Annotated in this window: 10 protein-coding genes and 1 tRNA gene; 7 read left to right on the top strand and 4 right to left on the bottom strand. The window is 71.1% G+C overall.

Features of this window, described 5'->3' with window-relative positions:
- Positions 1–144: 144 nt before the first annotated feature.
- The 4 genes from tmk (at position 145) to ACFYZE_RS03945 (ending at position 6,577) form a co-directional block, all read left to right on the top strand.
- Positions 145–3,336 (top strand): dTMP kinase, encoded by a 3,192-nt coding sequence (gene tmk, locus ACFYZE_RS03960; protein ID WP_388988182.1) that lies wholly within the window; start codon positions 145–147, stop codon positions 3,334–3,336.
- Positions 3,337–3,436: 100 nt separating this feature from the next.
- On the top strand, positions 3,437–4,642 hold the full coding sequence (locus tag ACFYZE_RS03955) for a DNA polymerase III subunit delta' (protein ID WP_388988179.1): 1,206 nt from the start codon (positions 3,437–3,439) through the stop codon (positions 4,640–4,642).
- A 130-nt stretch (positions 4,643–4,772) separates the two neighbouring features.
- Positions 4,773–6,392: an alpha/beta hydrolase gene (locus ACFYZE_RS03950; protein WP_388988176.1), complete on the top strand. Its 1,620-nt coding sequence runs from the start codon at positions 4,773–4,775 to the stop codon at positions 6,390–6,392.
- 108 nt (positions 6,393–6,500) lie between these two features.
- Positions 6,501–6,577: transfer RNA gene (locus ACFYZE_RS03945), tRNA-Thr, on the top strand.
- A gap of 123 nt (positions 6,578–6,700) precedes the next feature.
- On the opposite strand, the gene ACFYZE_RS03940 is transcribed toward ACFYZE_RS03945, so the two are convergent.
- Both ACFYZE_RS03940 and ACFYZE_RS03935 read right to left on the bottom strand, forming a co-directional pair.
- The gene (locus ACFYZE_RS03940) at positions 6,701–8,185 is read right to left on the bottom strand and encodes a catalase (protein WP_388988173.1); all 1,485 of its coding nucleotides are present in this window, start codon (positions 8,183–8,185) and stop codon (positions 6,701–6,703) included.
- 74 nt (positions 8,186–8,259) lie between these two features.
- Complete coding sequence (locus ACFYZE_RS03935; RefSeq protein ID WP_388988170.1) at positions 8,260–8,898, bottom strand: HD domain-containing protein; 639 nt, start codon at positions 8,896–8,898, stop codon at positions 8,260–8,262.
- Between the two features lie 505 nt (positions 8,899–9,403).
- On the opposite strand from ACFYZE_RS03935, the gene ACFYZE_RS03930 reads away from it, so the two are divergent.
- Together ACFYZE_RS03930 and ACFYZE_RS03925 are read left to right on the top strand one after the other, a co-directional pair.
- Positions 9,404–9,679, top strand: a complete 276-nt coding sequence (locus ACFYZE_RS03930; RefSeq protein WP_388988167.1) for a DUF317 domain-containing protein — start codon at positions 9,404–9,406, stop codon at positions 9,677–9,679.
- A gap of 429 nt (positions 9,680–10,108) precedes the next feature.
- Positions 10,109–10,639, top strand: a complete 531-nt coding sequence (locus ACFYZE_RS03925; RefSeq protein WP_388988164.1) for a DUF2399 domain-containing protein — start codon at positions 10,109–10,111, stop codon at positions 10,637–10,639.
- Positions 10,640–10,986: 347 nt separating this feature from the next.
- Here the strand turns inward: ACFYZE_RS03925 and ACFYZE_RS03920 are convergent, their stop codons facing one another.
- Entirely contained in the window at positions 10,987–12,828 is a 1,842-nt protein-coding gene (locus ACFYZE_RS03920; RefSeq protein ID WP_388988161.1) for a trypsin-like serine protease, read from the bottom strand.
- Between the two features lie 310 nt (positions 12,829–13,138).
- Positions 13,139–13,975, bottom strand: coding sequence for an RNA methyltransferase (locus ACFYZE_RS03915; RefSeq protein WP_388988158.1), 837 nt, complete (start codon positions 13,973–13,975; stop codon positions 13,139–13,141).
- Between the two features lie 274 nt (positions 13,976–14,249).
- Here ACFYZE_RS03915 and ACFYZE_RS03910 point away from each other — a divergent pair, with 274 nt between their 5' ends.
- A complete protein-coding gene (locus ACFYZE_RS03910) occupies positions 14,250–15,167 on the top strand; it encodes a glycosyltransferase family 2 protein (protein WP_388988155.1) in 918 nt (305 codons plus the stop codon).
- Positions 15,168–15,524 lie beyond the last annotated feature (357 nt).

The raw sequence follows: 15,524 nt of genomic DNA, 5'->3' as shown, positions 1-15,524 counted from the left end.
GGACGAGGACCGAGCCCGCAGGGGGCACCGGTTCCTCACATCCCCTTCGCCAAACACACGGTCCGGCATCGGTTCGGTGTCGGGCCGTGTGTACATGGCGAGTGGCCGCATCGGGCTGTCGGTGGCTCCCGATAGTCTGAATGCATGACGCGAGCCGAGCAGCCAACGGCCCCCCAAGCAGCCCCCGACGACGCCCTGGTCGCAGATTCCCGCGAGCGCGCCGTCCGCGCCCTGCTGCGCCAGCCGCAGCTGAAGCGGCTGTGGAGCGCACAGCTCGTGGGCGGCATCGGTGACGCGCTCGCCGTGCTCGTCCTGGTCCTGCTCGTCCTCCAGGCGGCCGTCGACGAAGGATCGTTCGGCGGCGGCTACCGGGGTGTGGCGTTCGCGATCGCGACCGTCTTCGGCGCACGGATTCTTTCCACCCTGCTCTTCGGGGCCGTGCTCCTCGGCCCGCTCGGCGCGCTGACGTCCCAGGAGGGGCCGCTCGACCGCCGCTGGACCATGGTCGGCGCGGACGGTCTGAGGGCCGCCCTGCTGATCGTCGCCCCCCTGTGGATCGACTGGACCCCGGGCCACGCGCTCGCGCTCCTGCTGGTCACCGCCTTCGTCACCGGCGTGGCCGAGCGCTTCTGGACGGTGTGCCACGAGAGTGCGGCGCCCGCCCTGCTGCCCGCGCCGCCCCTCGAGGGCGCGACGGTGCGTCCGCTGCCGGACCACATGGACGCCCTGCGCCGTCTGTCGCTGCGGACGGGATTCGTGGCGGTGCCGCTGGCCGCCGCCGGACTCGTCGTGGTGGCGCTGGTGAACAACCTCCTGGGCACGGGCATCGCCTGGTTCGGCCAGCACCAGGCGGCCCTCGCGTCGTACGTGGCGGCCGGCCTGTTCGCCGCCTCCCTTTCGGTGGCCACCTCGCTGGAGCTGCCCGGCACCCGCACCCCCCGCGCGCGGTCACCGCTGGAGGGCCTGCGCCGTCCCCGGACGGACGCGGGCGTCGCGAAGGGCCGCACGGGCGCACTCCCGCTTCTGGTGCTCGCCTGCGCCGCCGTCGCCGGGGCGGTCGCGGCCGCCGTCGCCGTCTGCGTGCTGCAGGCCAAGGACCTGGGCGGCGGCCCGGTGCTGTACGGCCTGCTGCTCCTCGCGCTGACCGGCGGCACGGTCGTCGGCATCCGTACGGCGCCCCGCGTGCTGCCCGCGCTTTCGCGGCGTCGGCTGCTCGCACTGGCGATCGCCTTCACCGGGATAGCGCTGCTCGCCGCCGGTCTCGACCCGGACGTCGCCAGCGTGCTGCTGATCGCGCTGCTCGCGGGCATCGGCGCGGGTGTGGCCGCGAACACCGGGCACACGCTGCTCGACCAGGAGGCCGAGGAGCACCGCCGGGCGCGGACGACCGAGCATCTGCACGCGGTCGTCCGGGTGTGCGTCGCGCTCTGCGCGCTCGCGGCGCCGCTGGTGGCCGGGGCCATCGGGCCGCACCGGATGGAGAACGGCAGGTTCGTGTTCGCACACGGCGGCGCCGCCTTCACGCTGATGCTGGTCGGCGCGCTGCTGCTGCCCGTGGCCGCGCTGGTGCTCGCCAAGGTCGACGACCGCTCCGGTGTGCCGCTGCGGCAGGACCTGCTCGACGCCCTGCGCGGCGGCGACGATCCGCAGCACGCCCCCGCGGCGAACGGGTTCTTCATCGCCCTGGAGGGCGGCGACGGCGCCGGGAAGTCCACTCAGGCCGAGGCGCTCGCCGAGTGGATCCGCGGCAAGGGCCACGAGGTGGTGCTGACCCGGGAGCCGGGCGCCACTCCGGTCGGCAAGCGGCTGCGGTCGATACTGCTGGACGTCTCCAGCGCCGGCCTGTCGCACCGCGCGGAGGCCCTGCTGTACGCGGCGGACCGCGCGGAACACGTGGACACGGTCGTACGTCCGGCCCTGGAGCGGGGCGCCGTCGTGATCTCGGACCGCTACATCGACTCGTCCGTGGCCTACCAGGGCGCGGGCCGTGACCTGTCCCCGACCGAGATCGCCCGCATCAACCGCTGGGCGACCGACGGCCTTGTGCCGCACCTCACGGTCCTGCTGGACGTCGCGCCGGAGACCGCGCGGGAGCGGTTCACCGAGGCGCCGGACCGGCTGGAGTCGGAGCCGGCCGAGTTCCACGCGCGTGTGCGGTCCGGTTTCCTCACGCTGGCCGCCGCCGACCCCGCGCGCTACCTGGTCGTCGACGCAGGACAGGAGCCAGAGGCGGTCACGACCGTGATCCGGGCCCGGCTCGACCAGATGCTCCCGCTGTCCGAGGCCGAGCTGAAGGCGCAGGAGGAGGCGCGCCGCAAGGCCGAGGAGGAGGCCCGGCGCAAGGCCGAGGAAGAGGCGGCGCGCAAGGCCGAGGAGGAGCGGCTGGAGCGCGAGCGCCAGGAGCAGCTCGCCAAGCTGCGCGCCGAGGAGGAGGAGCGCAAGCGGCGCGAGCTGGAGGAGGCGCAGCGCCGCGAGGCGGAGCGGCAGGCGGAGGAGGCCCGGCTGCGGGCCGAGGAAGCCCGTCGGCGCGCCGAGGAGGAGAAGGCGCGGCTGCTGGCCGAGGAGAAGGCCCGGGCCGAGGAGGAGGCGCGGCGCAGGGCCGAGGAGGAGCGACGGCGCCGGGAGGCCGAGGAGGAGGCCCGGCTGCGGGCGGAGGCCGAGGAGCGCCGGCTGGAGAAGCAGCGGAAGGCCGAGGAGGCGCTGCTGCGGGCCGAGGAGGCGCGCAGGGCCGCGGCGGAGGCGGCGGCGTCGGCCGCGGCGGCATCGGCATCGGCCCCGTCCGCCACGGGATCCGCCGGATCCGACGCGCCCGCACGGGGTGCCGGTGCTTCGCCGGACAACGAGACGACGGTCCCCACGCCGCTGGTGACGCCGACGAACGCGTCCGGCGGGCCGGTGGACGAGACCGCGGTCCTGCCGCCGGTACGGGCGCGTGACACCGACGCCGAGACCACGGCGGAGCTGCCGGCGCCGCCCGAGCCGCACGGAGCGGCCGACGAGACGGCGGTGCTGCCTCCCGTGGTGCCGGGATCCGCCGACGAGACGGCCGTCCTGCCGCCCGTCCGGGACACGGGCGCCGGTGATCCGGCGGACAGGGTGCCGCCGGGCTTCTTCCGCGACGAGAGCCCGGCTCCTCGACCGGACGGCGCCGAGGACCGCACGCGCGAGCTGCCGCAGCTGGACGCCGACGGCCGCCCTCGTCGCCCGCGCCCGGACTGGGCGGAGGAAACGCCCCTGGACGACCTCCCGACCCTGGCTGACGAACTGCTCGGCCCCCGTCAGGACGAGGACTGGGACGACGGCCGGGACGGGCGGGGGCGCGGCAGGCGCCGCTGAGCTGGGTCTGCCCCGGCTGCCGGTGCCCGCCGCCGTTGTCAGTGGTGACCCGCACAATGGATCGCGGTAGGGCGCAGTACGACGGAAGGGCGGTGTCCCCGTGAGCGTGTGGGACGACCTGGTGGGCCAGGAGAAGGTGTGCGAGCAGCTCGACGCGGCTGCCCGGGACGCCGACGCCCTGGTCACGGCGACCGCCGCCGACACCCCGCCGCCCGAGGCGTCCAAGATGACGCACGCCTGGCTGTTCACGGGTCCGCCCGGCGCGGGACGTACGCAGACGGCGCGGGCCTTCGCCGCGGCGCTGCAGTGCGTGAGCCCCGACCGCGCGCTCGGGGGAGCGCCCGGCTGCGGCTTCTGCGACGGCTGCCACACCGCCCTGCTCGGCACCCACGCGGACGTCACCACGGTCGCCGCAGTCGGCACCCAGATCCTCGCCGACGACATGCGCGACACGGTCCGCAAGTCGTTCACGTCGCCGGCGAACGGCCGCTGGCAGGTGATCCTCGTCGAGGACGCCGAGCGGCTGAACGAGAAGTCGGCCAACGCGGTCCTGAAGGCGGTGGAGGAGCCCGCCCCCCGCACGGTCTGGCTGTTGTGCGCGCCGTCCCTGGAGGACGTCCTGCCGACGATCCGCTCCCGCTGCCGCCACCTGAACCTGCGCACGCCCTCCGTGGAGGCGGTCGCGGACATGCTCGTGCGGCGGGACGGCATCGAGCCGGAGATCGCCGCTGCCGCCGCCCGCGCGACCCAGGGCCACGTCGACCGTGCCCGCAGGCTGGCCACGGACGAGCGGGCCCGCGCCCGCCGGGCCGCCGTCCTGAAGCTCCCTCTGCGGCTCGATGACATCGGCGGCTGCCTCAGAGCCGCCCAGGAGCTGGTCGACGCGGCCACGGACGACTCCAAGCAGCTCGCCGAGGAGATCGACGCCAAGGAGACCGAGGAGCTCAAGGCGGCGCTCGGCGCGGCGCAGGGCGGCCGGATGCCGCGCGGCACCGCGGGCGTCATGAAGGAGCTGGAGGACAAGCAGAAGCGCCGCAGGACGCGCACCCAGCGCGACAGCCTGGACCAGGCCCTCACCGAGCTCACGGGCTTCTACCGCGACGTCCTCGCCCTCCAGCTGGGCTCCCGCGTCGCCCTCGCCAACACGGACGCGGAGGACGCCCTGGAGCGGCTGGCCCGCGGCAGCGCACCCGAGGCCACCCTCCGCCGTATCGAGGCGATCGCCGCGTGCCGGGACGCCCTGGACCGCAATGTGGCGCCGCTGCTGGCGGTGGAGGCGATGACGATGGCGCTCAGAGCGGGATGAGGAGCGAAGGTCGCCGCTCTTCCGTGGGCAGGCGGGCGGGCGATCGACCGCGTACTTGACCCTGTCACTCATACGAGGTGCCTGCGTCGCTGAACGGCATCAATCCGTCGCGCACGGTTACGCTCACGAGATGCACACCAGGCGCATTCCCGGGCCGTCCCGCCTTCTGCACCCCCTCCGCCGTCCCCGAAGCTCCCGTCGTTCCCTTCCCGCGATGCGGACGGGCGGCACGCTGCTCGCCGCCACCGCGCTGCTCGTCTCCTCCTGCTCCACCGGCGGTTCGACGACCGCACAGACGGCCCTGGCCGCGCTGCCCCAGTCCCCTCCGTCGGCGCTTGCCAGGTACTACACACAGAAGCTGACCTGGCGCACCTGCGGCGTCCCAGGCTTTCAGTGCGCCACCATGAAGGCCCCGCGCGACTACGCCAAGCCGGGCGCGGGTGACGTACGGCTCGCCGTGGCCCGCAAGAGGGCCACCGGCCAGGGCAGGCCCCTCGGGTCGCTGCTCGTGAACCCGGGCGGGCCGGGCGGCTCGGCCGTCGGCTATCTGGAGCAGTACGCGGGCGTCGGCTACCCGGCAGAGATCCGCTCCCGTTACGACATGGTCGCCGTAGACCCGCGCGGCGTGGCCCACAGCGAGCCGATCGAATGCCTCGACGGCCCCCGGATGGACGCGTACGCACAGACCGACATCACCCCCGACGGCCCTGCGGAGACGCGCCGCCTGGTGGATGCCTTCAAGCGGTTCGCGGAGGGCTGCGGGCGGCACTCGGCGGCCCTGTTGCGCCATGTCTCCACGGTCGAGGTGGCCCGGGACATGGACATCCTGCGCGGTGTGCTCGGCGACCGGAGGCTGAACTACGTGGGAGCGTCGTACGGGACGTTCCTCGGGGCGACGTACGCGGGACTGTTCCCGGAGCGGGTGGGCCGGATGGTGCTGGACGGCGCGATGGACCCGGCCCTGTCCGCGCGCAGGCTCAACGTGGAGCAGACGGCGGGGTTCGAGACGGCGTTCCAGTCCTTCGCCAAGGACTGCGTCCGGCGACCGGACTGCCCGCTGGGCGGCCCGGGCGCCTCGCCGGCGAAGGTCGGCGACAGGCTGAAGGCCTTCTTCAAGAAGCTCGACGCGTCACCCATCCCGACGGGCGACGCGGACGGCCGCAGGCTCGGCGAGGCCCTGGCGACGACCGGAGTGATCGCCGCGATGTACGACGAGGCGGCCTGGCCGCGGCTGCGCCAGGCGCTGACCTCGGCGATGAAGCACCGCGACGGCGCCGGTCTGCTCATGCTGTCGGACGGCTACTACGAGCGGGACACGGGCGGCAGATACGCGAACCTGATGTCCGCGAACGCGGCCGTGAACTGCCTCGACCTGCCGCCCGCGTTCTCGGGCCCGGAGGACGTGGAGAAGGCGCTCCCGGCGTTCGAGAAGGCATCCCCGGTGTTCGGGCGGGGACTGGCCTGGGCATCGCTGGGCTGCGCGTACTGGCCGGTGCGCGCGACGGGACGGCCGCACCGCATCCAGGCGGAGGGTGCGGCGCCGATCGTGGTGGTGGGCACGACCCGCGACCCGGCCACCCCCTACCGCTGGGCGCGCTCCCTCGCCTCCCAGCTCTCCTCCGGCAGGCTCCTCACGTACGACGGTGACGGCCACACCGCATACGGCCGCGGTAGCAGGTGTGTGGACTCGACGATCGACGCGTATCTGCTCCGCGGCACGCCACCGGCGAAGGGAAAGCGCTGCTCGTAGACACCGCGCCACCCCCTGGGGGCTCCCCCTCCGGGGGGTGGTCAGAGCACCCTCCGAAACTGTGTAGACTTACCGACGTTGCTGATCGCACCATAGTGCGGGCAGCGCGCCGCCTTAGCTCAGATGGCCAGAGCAACGCACTCGTAATGCGTAGGTCTCGGGTTCGAATCCCGAAGGCGGCTCCATGGTAAACCCCAGGTCGAGGGCTCTGACCTGGGGTTTCTTGTTTTCGTTGACCTTGGAATCGGCGTATGTCGTGCGCCGGTGGTCTGCGCATCGCAACGCGTAGGTCGAAGGCGAGGAGGCGCTCAGCGGCCTGTACCGGGCTGCGAAGTCCCCAGGCCCAAGCCTTGGGCGACGCGCGCGCCGAGGTCGGCATCCACTTTCGTCCAGTAGTCGTTGACCGCACGTTCCTGGATGAAGCGCTCCACTCCCTGGCTCAGCTGCCAGACGATGTTGTCGACCAGATGGTCCCGGTCGGTCGGCGTCATCACCTGGCGGTAGAGCGTGCCGGGCTGGATGAAGTCGTTGTCGTCCCTGTGCGCCTCGTAGGCCGTGCGCATGATCTCGCCGGCCTCTACAAACCAGCTCGGATCGCGGTAGCGCTGCGGATCGGCCTTGGGCCCGCCGTAGCTGTTCGGCGCGTAGACCGGCTGGTCGCCACCGTGGTGGTAGCGCATCGGGCCGTCCTTGTTGTAGTTGTGCACCTCGTTGAGCGGCTGGTTGACCGGAAGCTGCTCATAGTTCGGGCCGGTGCGATAGCGGCTCGAGTCGCCGTAGGCGAACAACCGCCCCAGCACCATCCGGTCCGGGCTGGGCCCGATGCCCGGGACGAAGTTCGCCACGTCGAACGAGGCCTGCACGATCTGGGCGAAGAAGTTCTCGGGGTTGCGGTTGAGCACCAAGCGCCCGACGGTGATCGGCGGGTAGTCCTCGTGCGGCCAGACCTTGGTCACGTCAAAGGGGTTGAAGCGGTAGTCGGCCGCGTCCTCGTAGGGCATGATCTGCATCTCGAGGCGCCAGGACGGGTAGTCCTCACGGGCGATCGCCTCCCGCAGGTCGCGTCGGTGGCAGTCGAGGTCCTCGGCGCGCATGGCCCTGGCCTCGGCGTCGGTGAAGTTCTCGATGCCCTGCTCGGTCTTGAAGTGGTACTTGACCCAGAACTTCTTGCCCGCGGCGTTCTCCCACATGTACGTGTCGCTGCCGTAGCCGTTCATGTGGCGCCAGGTGCGCGGTGTGCCGCGGTCGCTCATCAGGATCGTCACCTGGTGGGCCGACTCCGGTGAGAGCGTCCAGAAGTCCCACTGCATGTTGTTGCTGCGCAGGCCGCTGTCGGGCATGCGCTCCTGCGAGTGGATGAAGTCGGGGAACTTCATGGGGTCGCGCACGAAGAAGACTGGCGTGTTGTTGCCGACGAGGTCGTAGTTGCCTTCCTCGGTGTAGAACTTCAGGGCCCAGCCGCGCACGTCGCGGTCCGAGTCCGGGTAGCCCTCTTCGCCGGCCACCGACGAGAGGCGGATCAGCACCGGCGTGCGCTTGCCGACCGTGTTGAGGAAGGCGGCTTTGCTCCACTCGGTGACATCGGCAGTCACCTCGAAATAGCCGAAGGCGCCGCCGCCCTTGACGTGATAGACGCGATCGGGGACACGCTCGCGGACGAAGTGGGCCAGCTTTTCGATCAGGTACGAATCCTGCAGCAGGACGGGGCCGTTGGTTGCGACCGTGAGTGAGAACTCGTCGCTGGCGACGGGGCAACCGGAATCCGTGGTCGTGACTGGTGGTTCCTTGCTCATCTCTTCATCCTCTGCTCCCGGTGGAGTCCTCTGGCGTACACGGGTCGGCCGAAACATGCAGTAATTTCCGCCGGCTACTCCGGCCAGGAGTTGTTTCGGATGACCTCGACGAAGTCGATGCGCTGGAAGCCGGGCACGAAGTGGGCCAGCACGTCGGCGTTCACGGTGCCGAAGGTTGTGTCGGGCCGGTCCTTGAAGCCATCGGTGAAGGCCTCCAGAATCCGGCGCTTGAAGTCGGGGCGCGGGTGTGCGTCGGTGACGGCTTCGAGCGCCGCGGGATCCAGGTCGTCACGGCCGATCCCGAGTACGTCAGTCTCCACACCCGCGGTGACCAACGCGATCTCGGGCTCCATGAACTCCGGGACACCGGGGGTTGTGTGCAGGGCGATCGCCGTCCATACCCGGCGCACCTCGTCAGCACCGACCTCGTGCTCGGTAAGGAACCGACGCGCCGCGTCCGCACCGTCGATCTCGAATCGCTGATGAGCGGTCCGGTATGTCTGCGTCAGACCCAGGTCGTGGAACATCGCTCCGACATAGAGCAGTTCCGGGTCAGGCTTCAGGCCGCGTCGCAGCCCCTGCAACATCCCGAACAGGTAGACCCTGCGAGAGTGGTCGAAGAGCAGCGGCGGCACCGCTTCGCGGACCAGTTCCGTGGCCTCGGCCGCCAATCGCGTATCGGGTATATCGATACCGGCGATCTTCTCGCTCATAATTGGTTCGCTCCTGCGCGCGGCCCATGGACGGGGGCGTGTCCACGGATCCGATATCGGAGGTACCGACTCGGGTAGGCGGTAAGTGCGGCGCTCACCATCAGTAAGGTCTTGACAGAAAGTATTTCAGTGTTGTCTGCGCCTGTCCTGTCGTGCCAGCCGCCCAACGTCCATCCGGGTGAACGGCCTAGGCTTACCGACCTTGAAAGCGTGGCGTCGTGAGGACTGACGGCTGTTGATCCCTGCGGTATGCCGTCTTCATGAGGTACGCGAAAAGTGGCGAGCTGACCGCCGAGCGCCGGCCATTTTCCGGTCATTGGTAGGGCCTGCTTCAGTTACGGCGGTGGCCTGCAGCATGCCGGGTGAACGCCCCGGCCCTGCTACCGAGGGCGGCGCGTCACCGGCAGGCCAAATTCCCTGGTGGGCGTGGCTGCGCGAGGCCAAGAGGTCCATACTTGACGCCGGTAAACAGGGGGGTGAACCTTGACAAACCTGATTCCACATAATGGGCAACGTCTGCGCCACCACGCCGGACCAGACCGTCCGCCTCGGGTACCTGCCCGAAGGCGAGGACGACGCGCTGTGGAAGATGACGGCGTACTCGGACCCCTTTGCGATGCCCCGCTGGCTGGTGACCTTCCAGGACAGCGCCCCCACCGAGAATGTCGCGGGCTTCACCACCGCGCTCGCTGCCGCCTACGCCGAAGGCCCCAACTCCTCCCTCTACTACGGCAACAGCAACTTTGCGGCGCGGGGTAGCCGCCACGTATGTACGGGGTGAGGGTGTGTGCGGAGCCTCGGCCGTAGTAGTTGGTCTCGGTCTTGTAGGCGTAACTGGTGATGTTTGTGCGGGTCGACGAATGAAGTCGAGGTTCCACCGCCAGTCCTGGGTGTACTCGGAGGCCGCGAAGGCGGAGGCGTGGCACGGCTCGCCTGTGTCGTTGCCGTACACCGGCACGCCCCGGGCGGCGTTACTGGTCGTGTCGGTGCCGTCGCCGCCTGGCCGAGGAGGCCCAGCGCTACCTGGCCTGGCTCGGCGAGCAGGGCCCGATCGGCACGGTCCACCCGTGGGCGGCCGTCGTCGCCGGTGACCTGGCCCAGTGCATCCGGTGGCCCGCACTGGGGCCCGCACTGGGGCCCCCACTGGGGCCCGGCCGTGGGGCCGGACGGCTGTTGTGGATGTGCGAACGGATGGCCAACCGCCCCGCTCGTGCCCGATCTCGTTCCCCGGATGTGGCGCGCGGCCCGCGCCCGCGGCGTCGACGCCCCCGACTGGAGTGGGACGACACCGCCGAACGACTGCGCCTTGCCCCCGGACCGTTACCGCGCGCTGCTCGCGGAGCGTGCCGCCGCCCGCACCATCTTCGTCTGCGAGAACCCCGCCGTCCTGCGTGCCGCGGCCGGCGAACTGCAGGACACCGGCGCCGCCCTGGTCTGCACCGAGGGCGTCCCGTCCGCCGCCTGCCACAAACTGCTCGACGACGCCGTACGCGCGGGAGCCCGGCTGCACTGGCGCGCCGACTTCGACTGGGCCGGCCCGCGCATCACCGCGGGCGCCGTAGCCCGCCACGGCGCCCACCCCTGGCGGATGACGGCCGCCGACTACACGGCCGCACTCGGCCGTTCCCCTCACTCCCGGCCGCCACTGATTTCTTCGGCGGCGGCCCGGTCGGCGCAGGCTGGGCAGCCGGACTGGAGCGCAGGGACGACGGATGGTGGCCGCGCTTCGACCGCGAGGTGATGATCGCTTCACTTGCCGAGAACGCTCGGCGTTCCTTCTGGGACGAATGGGCGGGCATCACCTGCCCGACGCTGGCCATCTGGGGCCAGCGGGGCATCATCCTCCCGCAGGAAATCGAGGGCATGCTCCAGCAGAGGCCCGAGACCGTGGCCATGAGCATCCCAGGGGCCGGGCATGGCATCCACCTTGAACACCCCAGCGTGCTGCGACAGGCGCTCCAGACCTTCATCGACGAGGTGACGGAGATCTTCAACGAGGTACGGGCCCGCGTACGCCCTTCTCAGGACGCGCACGGGCCCGTTCTCACCCGGTGTCCGGGTGCGGGATCGATCTCCCGCCGGTACCGGTCAGCTCAGCCGGTAGCCGCCGTAGCCGAATCCGACCTTGATGCGGGAGGCCAGCGGGTGCGAGACGTCGCCGGTGCCTTCGTACAGCCACAGGTTGTTGCTGCTGTCGCGGGCGATCAGGTCGGAGTGACCGTTGCCGGTCATGTCCCCGTTCATCACGTACGCGTTGTAGTGGAAGCCCCAGCCGATCTTCACGCGGGGCGCCAGCGGGGTCGACGGGTTGCCGGTGCCCTTGTACAGCCACAGGTTCCCGGAGGAGTCCTGGGCGAGCAGGTCGAGCTTGCCGTCGCCGGTGAAGTCGCCCTTGCCGAAGACGTTGCTGCCGTACGCGCCCCAGCCGGTGCCGATCTTGACGCGCGAGCCGAAGTTGCCGTGGCCGGTGCCCGGGTAGCGCCAGAAGTTGCCGCTGGAGTCGATGGCCAACATGTCCTGCTGGCCGTCGCCGGTGAGGTCGCCGGGCACGAGCAGGACCTTCATGCTGTTCCAGCCGGCACCGAGCTTGGTGACGTCGGTGTCGCCGGTGGACAGGTTGAGGTGCTGCCAGTACAGGGTGCCGTCGGTGGTGCGCACCAGCAGGTCGGCGTAGCCGTCGCGGTCGAGGTCGGCCTGGCGCACCAGGTTGACCCCGCTCCAGTCGCCGAGCGAGATCCGCGGCGCGAAGGACTTGCCGCGCGAGTCGTACTCGTAGCCCTGGCCGTTGGAGGCGATCGCGAACATGTCCGCGCGACCGTCACCGCTCAGGTCGGTGTCGTCGATGCGCGGTTCGGTCGCCCCGACGTACGAGCTCAGCTTGGTGAAGACGCTGTACGAGCCGTTGGCCACGCAGTCCTGCACGCCCCACGACACGACGCCGACGACGCGTCCGTTCACGACCAGCGGGCCGCCGGAGTCGCCGTTGCAGGTGGCGACGGTGCCGGTGTCGGAGCCGGTGGCCGGATTGCCGACGCACGTCATGGCACCCGCGACGAAGTCGCTGCCGTAGAAACTCGAGCAGGTCGAGTCGCCGTTCACCGGCACGGTGGCCTTGCGCAGGGTCTGCGAGATGTCCTGGCTGGTGGAGCTGGTGCGCCCCCAGCCGTAGATCTGCGCCTGGGTGCCCGCCTTGTACGACGTGGTGTCGTCGGATGTGGTGATGGGCAGCGGCTGGGCGCTGATCGGGTCGGGCAGCGTCAGCACGGCGACGTCGTTGACGGCGGTGCCGTTCGCGGTGATCCGGAACGAAGAATCGTTCCACTGCCGCCAGACGCCCGCCACCGTTCCGCCGTGGTAGTCGGTGGTGTTGGTCGACGGGTCGGTGGTCGGCAGCTGGGCGGTGCCGTAGATGATGGCGCCGTTGTTGTGCCAGTCGTAGCCCGAGACGCAGTGCGCGGCGGTGAGGATCTTCGTGGGCGACACGACGGTGCCACCGCAGAAGAAGCCGACGTCGTCACTGGTGTCGCTGGTGCCCTTGTCGTCGTAGTACCACAGCTGCACCATCCACGGGGCCGTGGAGATGCTGGTGGTCGTGCCGCCGATGATCTGCGGGCTGGCGGTGCCGGAAGCCGACGGCTGGGGCTTCGGGCTGGTGGTGGTGCCGGACGCAGTGCCCACGCTCGCGGCGGGGCGCAGGCTGGCGGGGGTGTTGGCGGCCGGCGCGGTGATCGCGCCCTGCACGCGGGCCTTGAGCTGCGACTTGCCGACGCTGTCGTGGCCCTGGACGCCGATGTCCGTCGGCAGGGGCGCCGCGTTGGCAGGCGCCATGAGGAACGCACCGGCGCCGCCGAGGAACAGCGTGGCGGCAGCGGCGCGTACGGCTATCCGGCCCCGGCGGCGGTGATTCCCGCCTCTGTGGGCAGAGGACACTCAGGTCTCCTGATGAGTGAAGATGCTGGAGAAGTGCTTGAAGACAAGCGGCTGATACTACTTCCGACTCACTGATCTTCACCAGTTTCACAGGCCACGGATGTATAAAGTTTCCGCCTGGGACACCGGTTGCCACTCCCGTGAGGAAGCGGATCGCGAACGCTCGTGCTGTGAAGGGGAGTTGCGGCTGTCAGCGCATCGGCGTGTCCGGATGCGGGGGCACGGGCGCACAGCAGGGCGGCGACCACGCGCGGGGCTCGGCGGGCTCGGCGGAACTCCCCTTCACCGTAGGGACGTTCGCCGCCCCGCCTCAGCGTCGGCCCGAGGCCATCCGCTGCCGTACGGCCTCGTAGGTGAACAGCGCTGCCGACACCCCGACGTTGAGCGAGTCCACCTGGCCGAACATCGGGATCTTGGCCTTCGTGTGGCTGCCCCCAAGCCACCGGTCCGACAGGCCGTACTTCTCGCTGCCGACGAGGATCGCCGTGGGCCCGGTCATGTCGACGTCCGCCATCAGGACATCGGTGTCGGGGGTGGTGGCGACGACGTTCACCTCGTGGTCGGCCAGCCAGCGCATGACCTGTTCGGAGTCGGCCGAGGCGATCGGGACGGCGAACACCGTGCCCTTGCTGGCCCGGATCACGTTGGGGTTGCCCCAGTCGGTCACCGGGTTGGCGGAGATGACCGCAGTGACTCCGGCCGCGTCCGCGGTGCGCAGCATCGAGCCCAGGTTGCCGGGCTTCTCGACGCTCTCGCAGACCAGGAAGAGGGACCGGTCGTCGACCTGGATGCGGGAGAGGTCGGTCTCGATGTCCGGGACGACGGCGAGCCAGCCGTCCGGGCCCTCGCGGTACGCCGCCTTGTCGAACGCCTGTCTGCTGAGGCTGTACAGGTCGGCGCCGCGCTCGGCCGCACGCGCGACCACGTTCCGCGGGTCGGACCCGCCGGTCAGCGCGGGGCAGAAGTACAGCTCGCGGGGGCGCACACCGGCCCGCAGCGCGAGGTCCAGTTCCTCGTACCCCTCCACGAGGGTCACTCCGGCGGCCTGCCTGCTGCGCCGGCGGCGGAGGGCGGCGAGTTCCTTGACGTGGGGGTTGCTCGGGCTGGAGATCTCCTTGGGCGACCCGGCCCGGGGGTTGGACGGCATGGGCGGTGGGAGTCACGGTCCGCGGCGGGCCCCGATCCTCCGTCCCCTTTCTCGTGTTCTCGCTCGTGCTGCTGTGGTGCGCTGCGCTGCCGCGCGGTTGCGGCCAGCGTACATGCGGGCCCGGGGATGGGGCGCCGCGTGTGCGCGCGCCCCGTCCCGCCCCGTACGCCCCGGAAAGTCGTCCGGTGCGGGGGGAACCGGCGGACACCGGGCGTCCTCTTGGTGAACGGCTAGCATCGCGTGGTCAGTCGTCGGTGGGGATGGGGTGGGTGTCGTGTCGCAGGCGCAGCCGCAGCAGGAGCAGGGGCCCAGGCTCGCCGTCGCCGTCGTGACCATGGGCAACCGGCCCGCCGAGGTCGACGCGCTCCTCAGGTCCGTCGCCAAGCAGGACCTCGCACCCTCCCGCATCGTGATCATCGGCAACGGCTGTCCGCTGCCCGAGTTCGCCGCGCGCCTGGACCTTCCCGGCGAGGTCACCTGCATCGAGACCGACGAGAACCTCGGCTGCCCCGGCGGCCGCAACGTGGGCCTCGCCCGGTTGCGGGAGTTCGGGGACGTCGACGTCGTGGTGGAGCTCGACGACGACGGGTTGCTCGTGGACGCCGACGTGCTGCGTCGCGTACGGGACCTGTACGCCGCCGACCCCCGGCTCGGCATCGTCGGTTTCCGCATCGCCGACGAGCACGGCGAGACCCAGCAGCGGCACGTGCCCAGGGTCGGGGCCGCCGACCCGATGCGCGGCGGGGAGGTGACCGGCTTCCTCGGCGGCGGGCACGCGCTGTCCATGGCCATGCTCGCCCAGACCGGCGACTGGCCCGCGGAGTTCTTCTTCGCGCACGAGGAGACCGATCTGGCCTGGCGGGCTGCCGACGCCGGGTGGACCATCCTCTACGCGCCGGAGTTGCTGCTCCAGCACCCGAAGACCTCACCCGCACGGCACGCCGTCTACTACCGCGTCACGGCCCGCAACCGCGTCTGGCTCGTACGGCGGCGGCTGCCGCTTCCCCTCATCCCGGTCCACCTCGGGGTGTGGATCGCCGTGACCCTCCTGCGTACCCGGTCGGTCGGCGGGCTGAAGGCCTGGTTCGGCGGGTTCGTGGAGGGACTGCGGACCTCCGGCGGCGCACGGCGGCCCATGCGCTGGCGCACGGTGTGGCGGCTCACCAGGCTCGGCCGGCCGCCGGTCATCTGAGGGTCCCGGGACGATCCGGAACCTCGGACGAACTGGAATCCTCGGACGAACTGGAACCCTGGATGAGCCGGAACCCTCGGACGAGCCGGAACCCCCGGACGATCCGGAGCCCCCGGACGAACCAGAGCCCCGGATGCGTCGGAGCCCCGCACGATTCGGAACCCTCGGACGAGCCGGACTCCCCGGCCCCCTGGACGAGCCGGAACCCCCGGACGATCCGGAGCCCCCGGACGAACCAGAGCCCCGGATGCGTCGGAGCCCCGCACGATTCGGAACCCTCGGACGAGCCGGACTCCCCGGCCCCCTGGACGAGCCGGAACCCCCGGTTGCCGGAGGCCCGGTGCGGGACGCCCGAGG

Source organism: Streptomyces sp. NPDC001796, from assembly GCF_042892355.1.
Lineage (GTDB): Bacteria > Actinomycetota > Actinomycetes > Streptomycetales > Streptomycetaceae > Streptomyces.
Note: the sequence above shows the minus strand (reverse complement) of the source record. Positions and strands in the feature narration are given on the sequence as shown.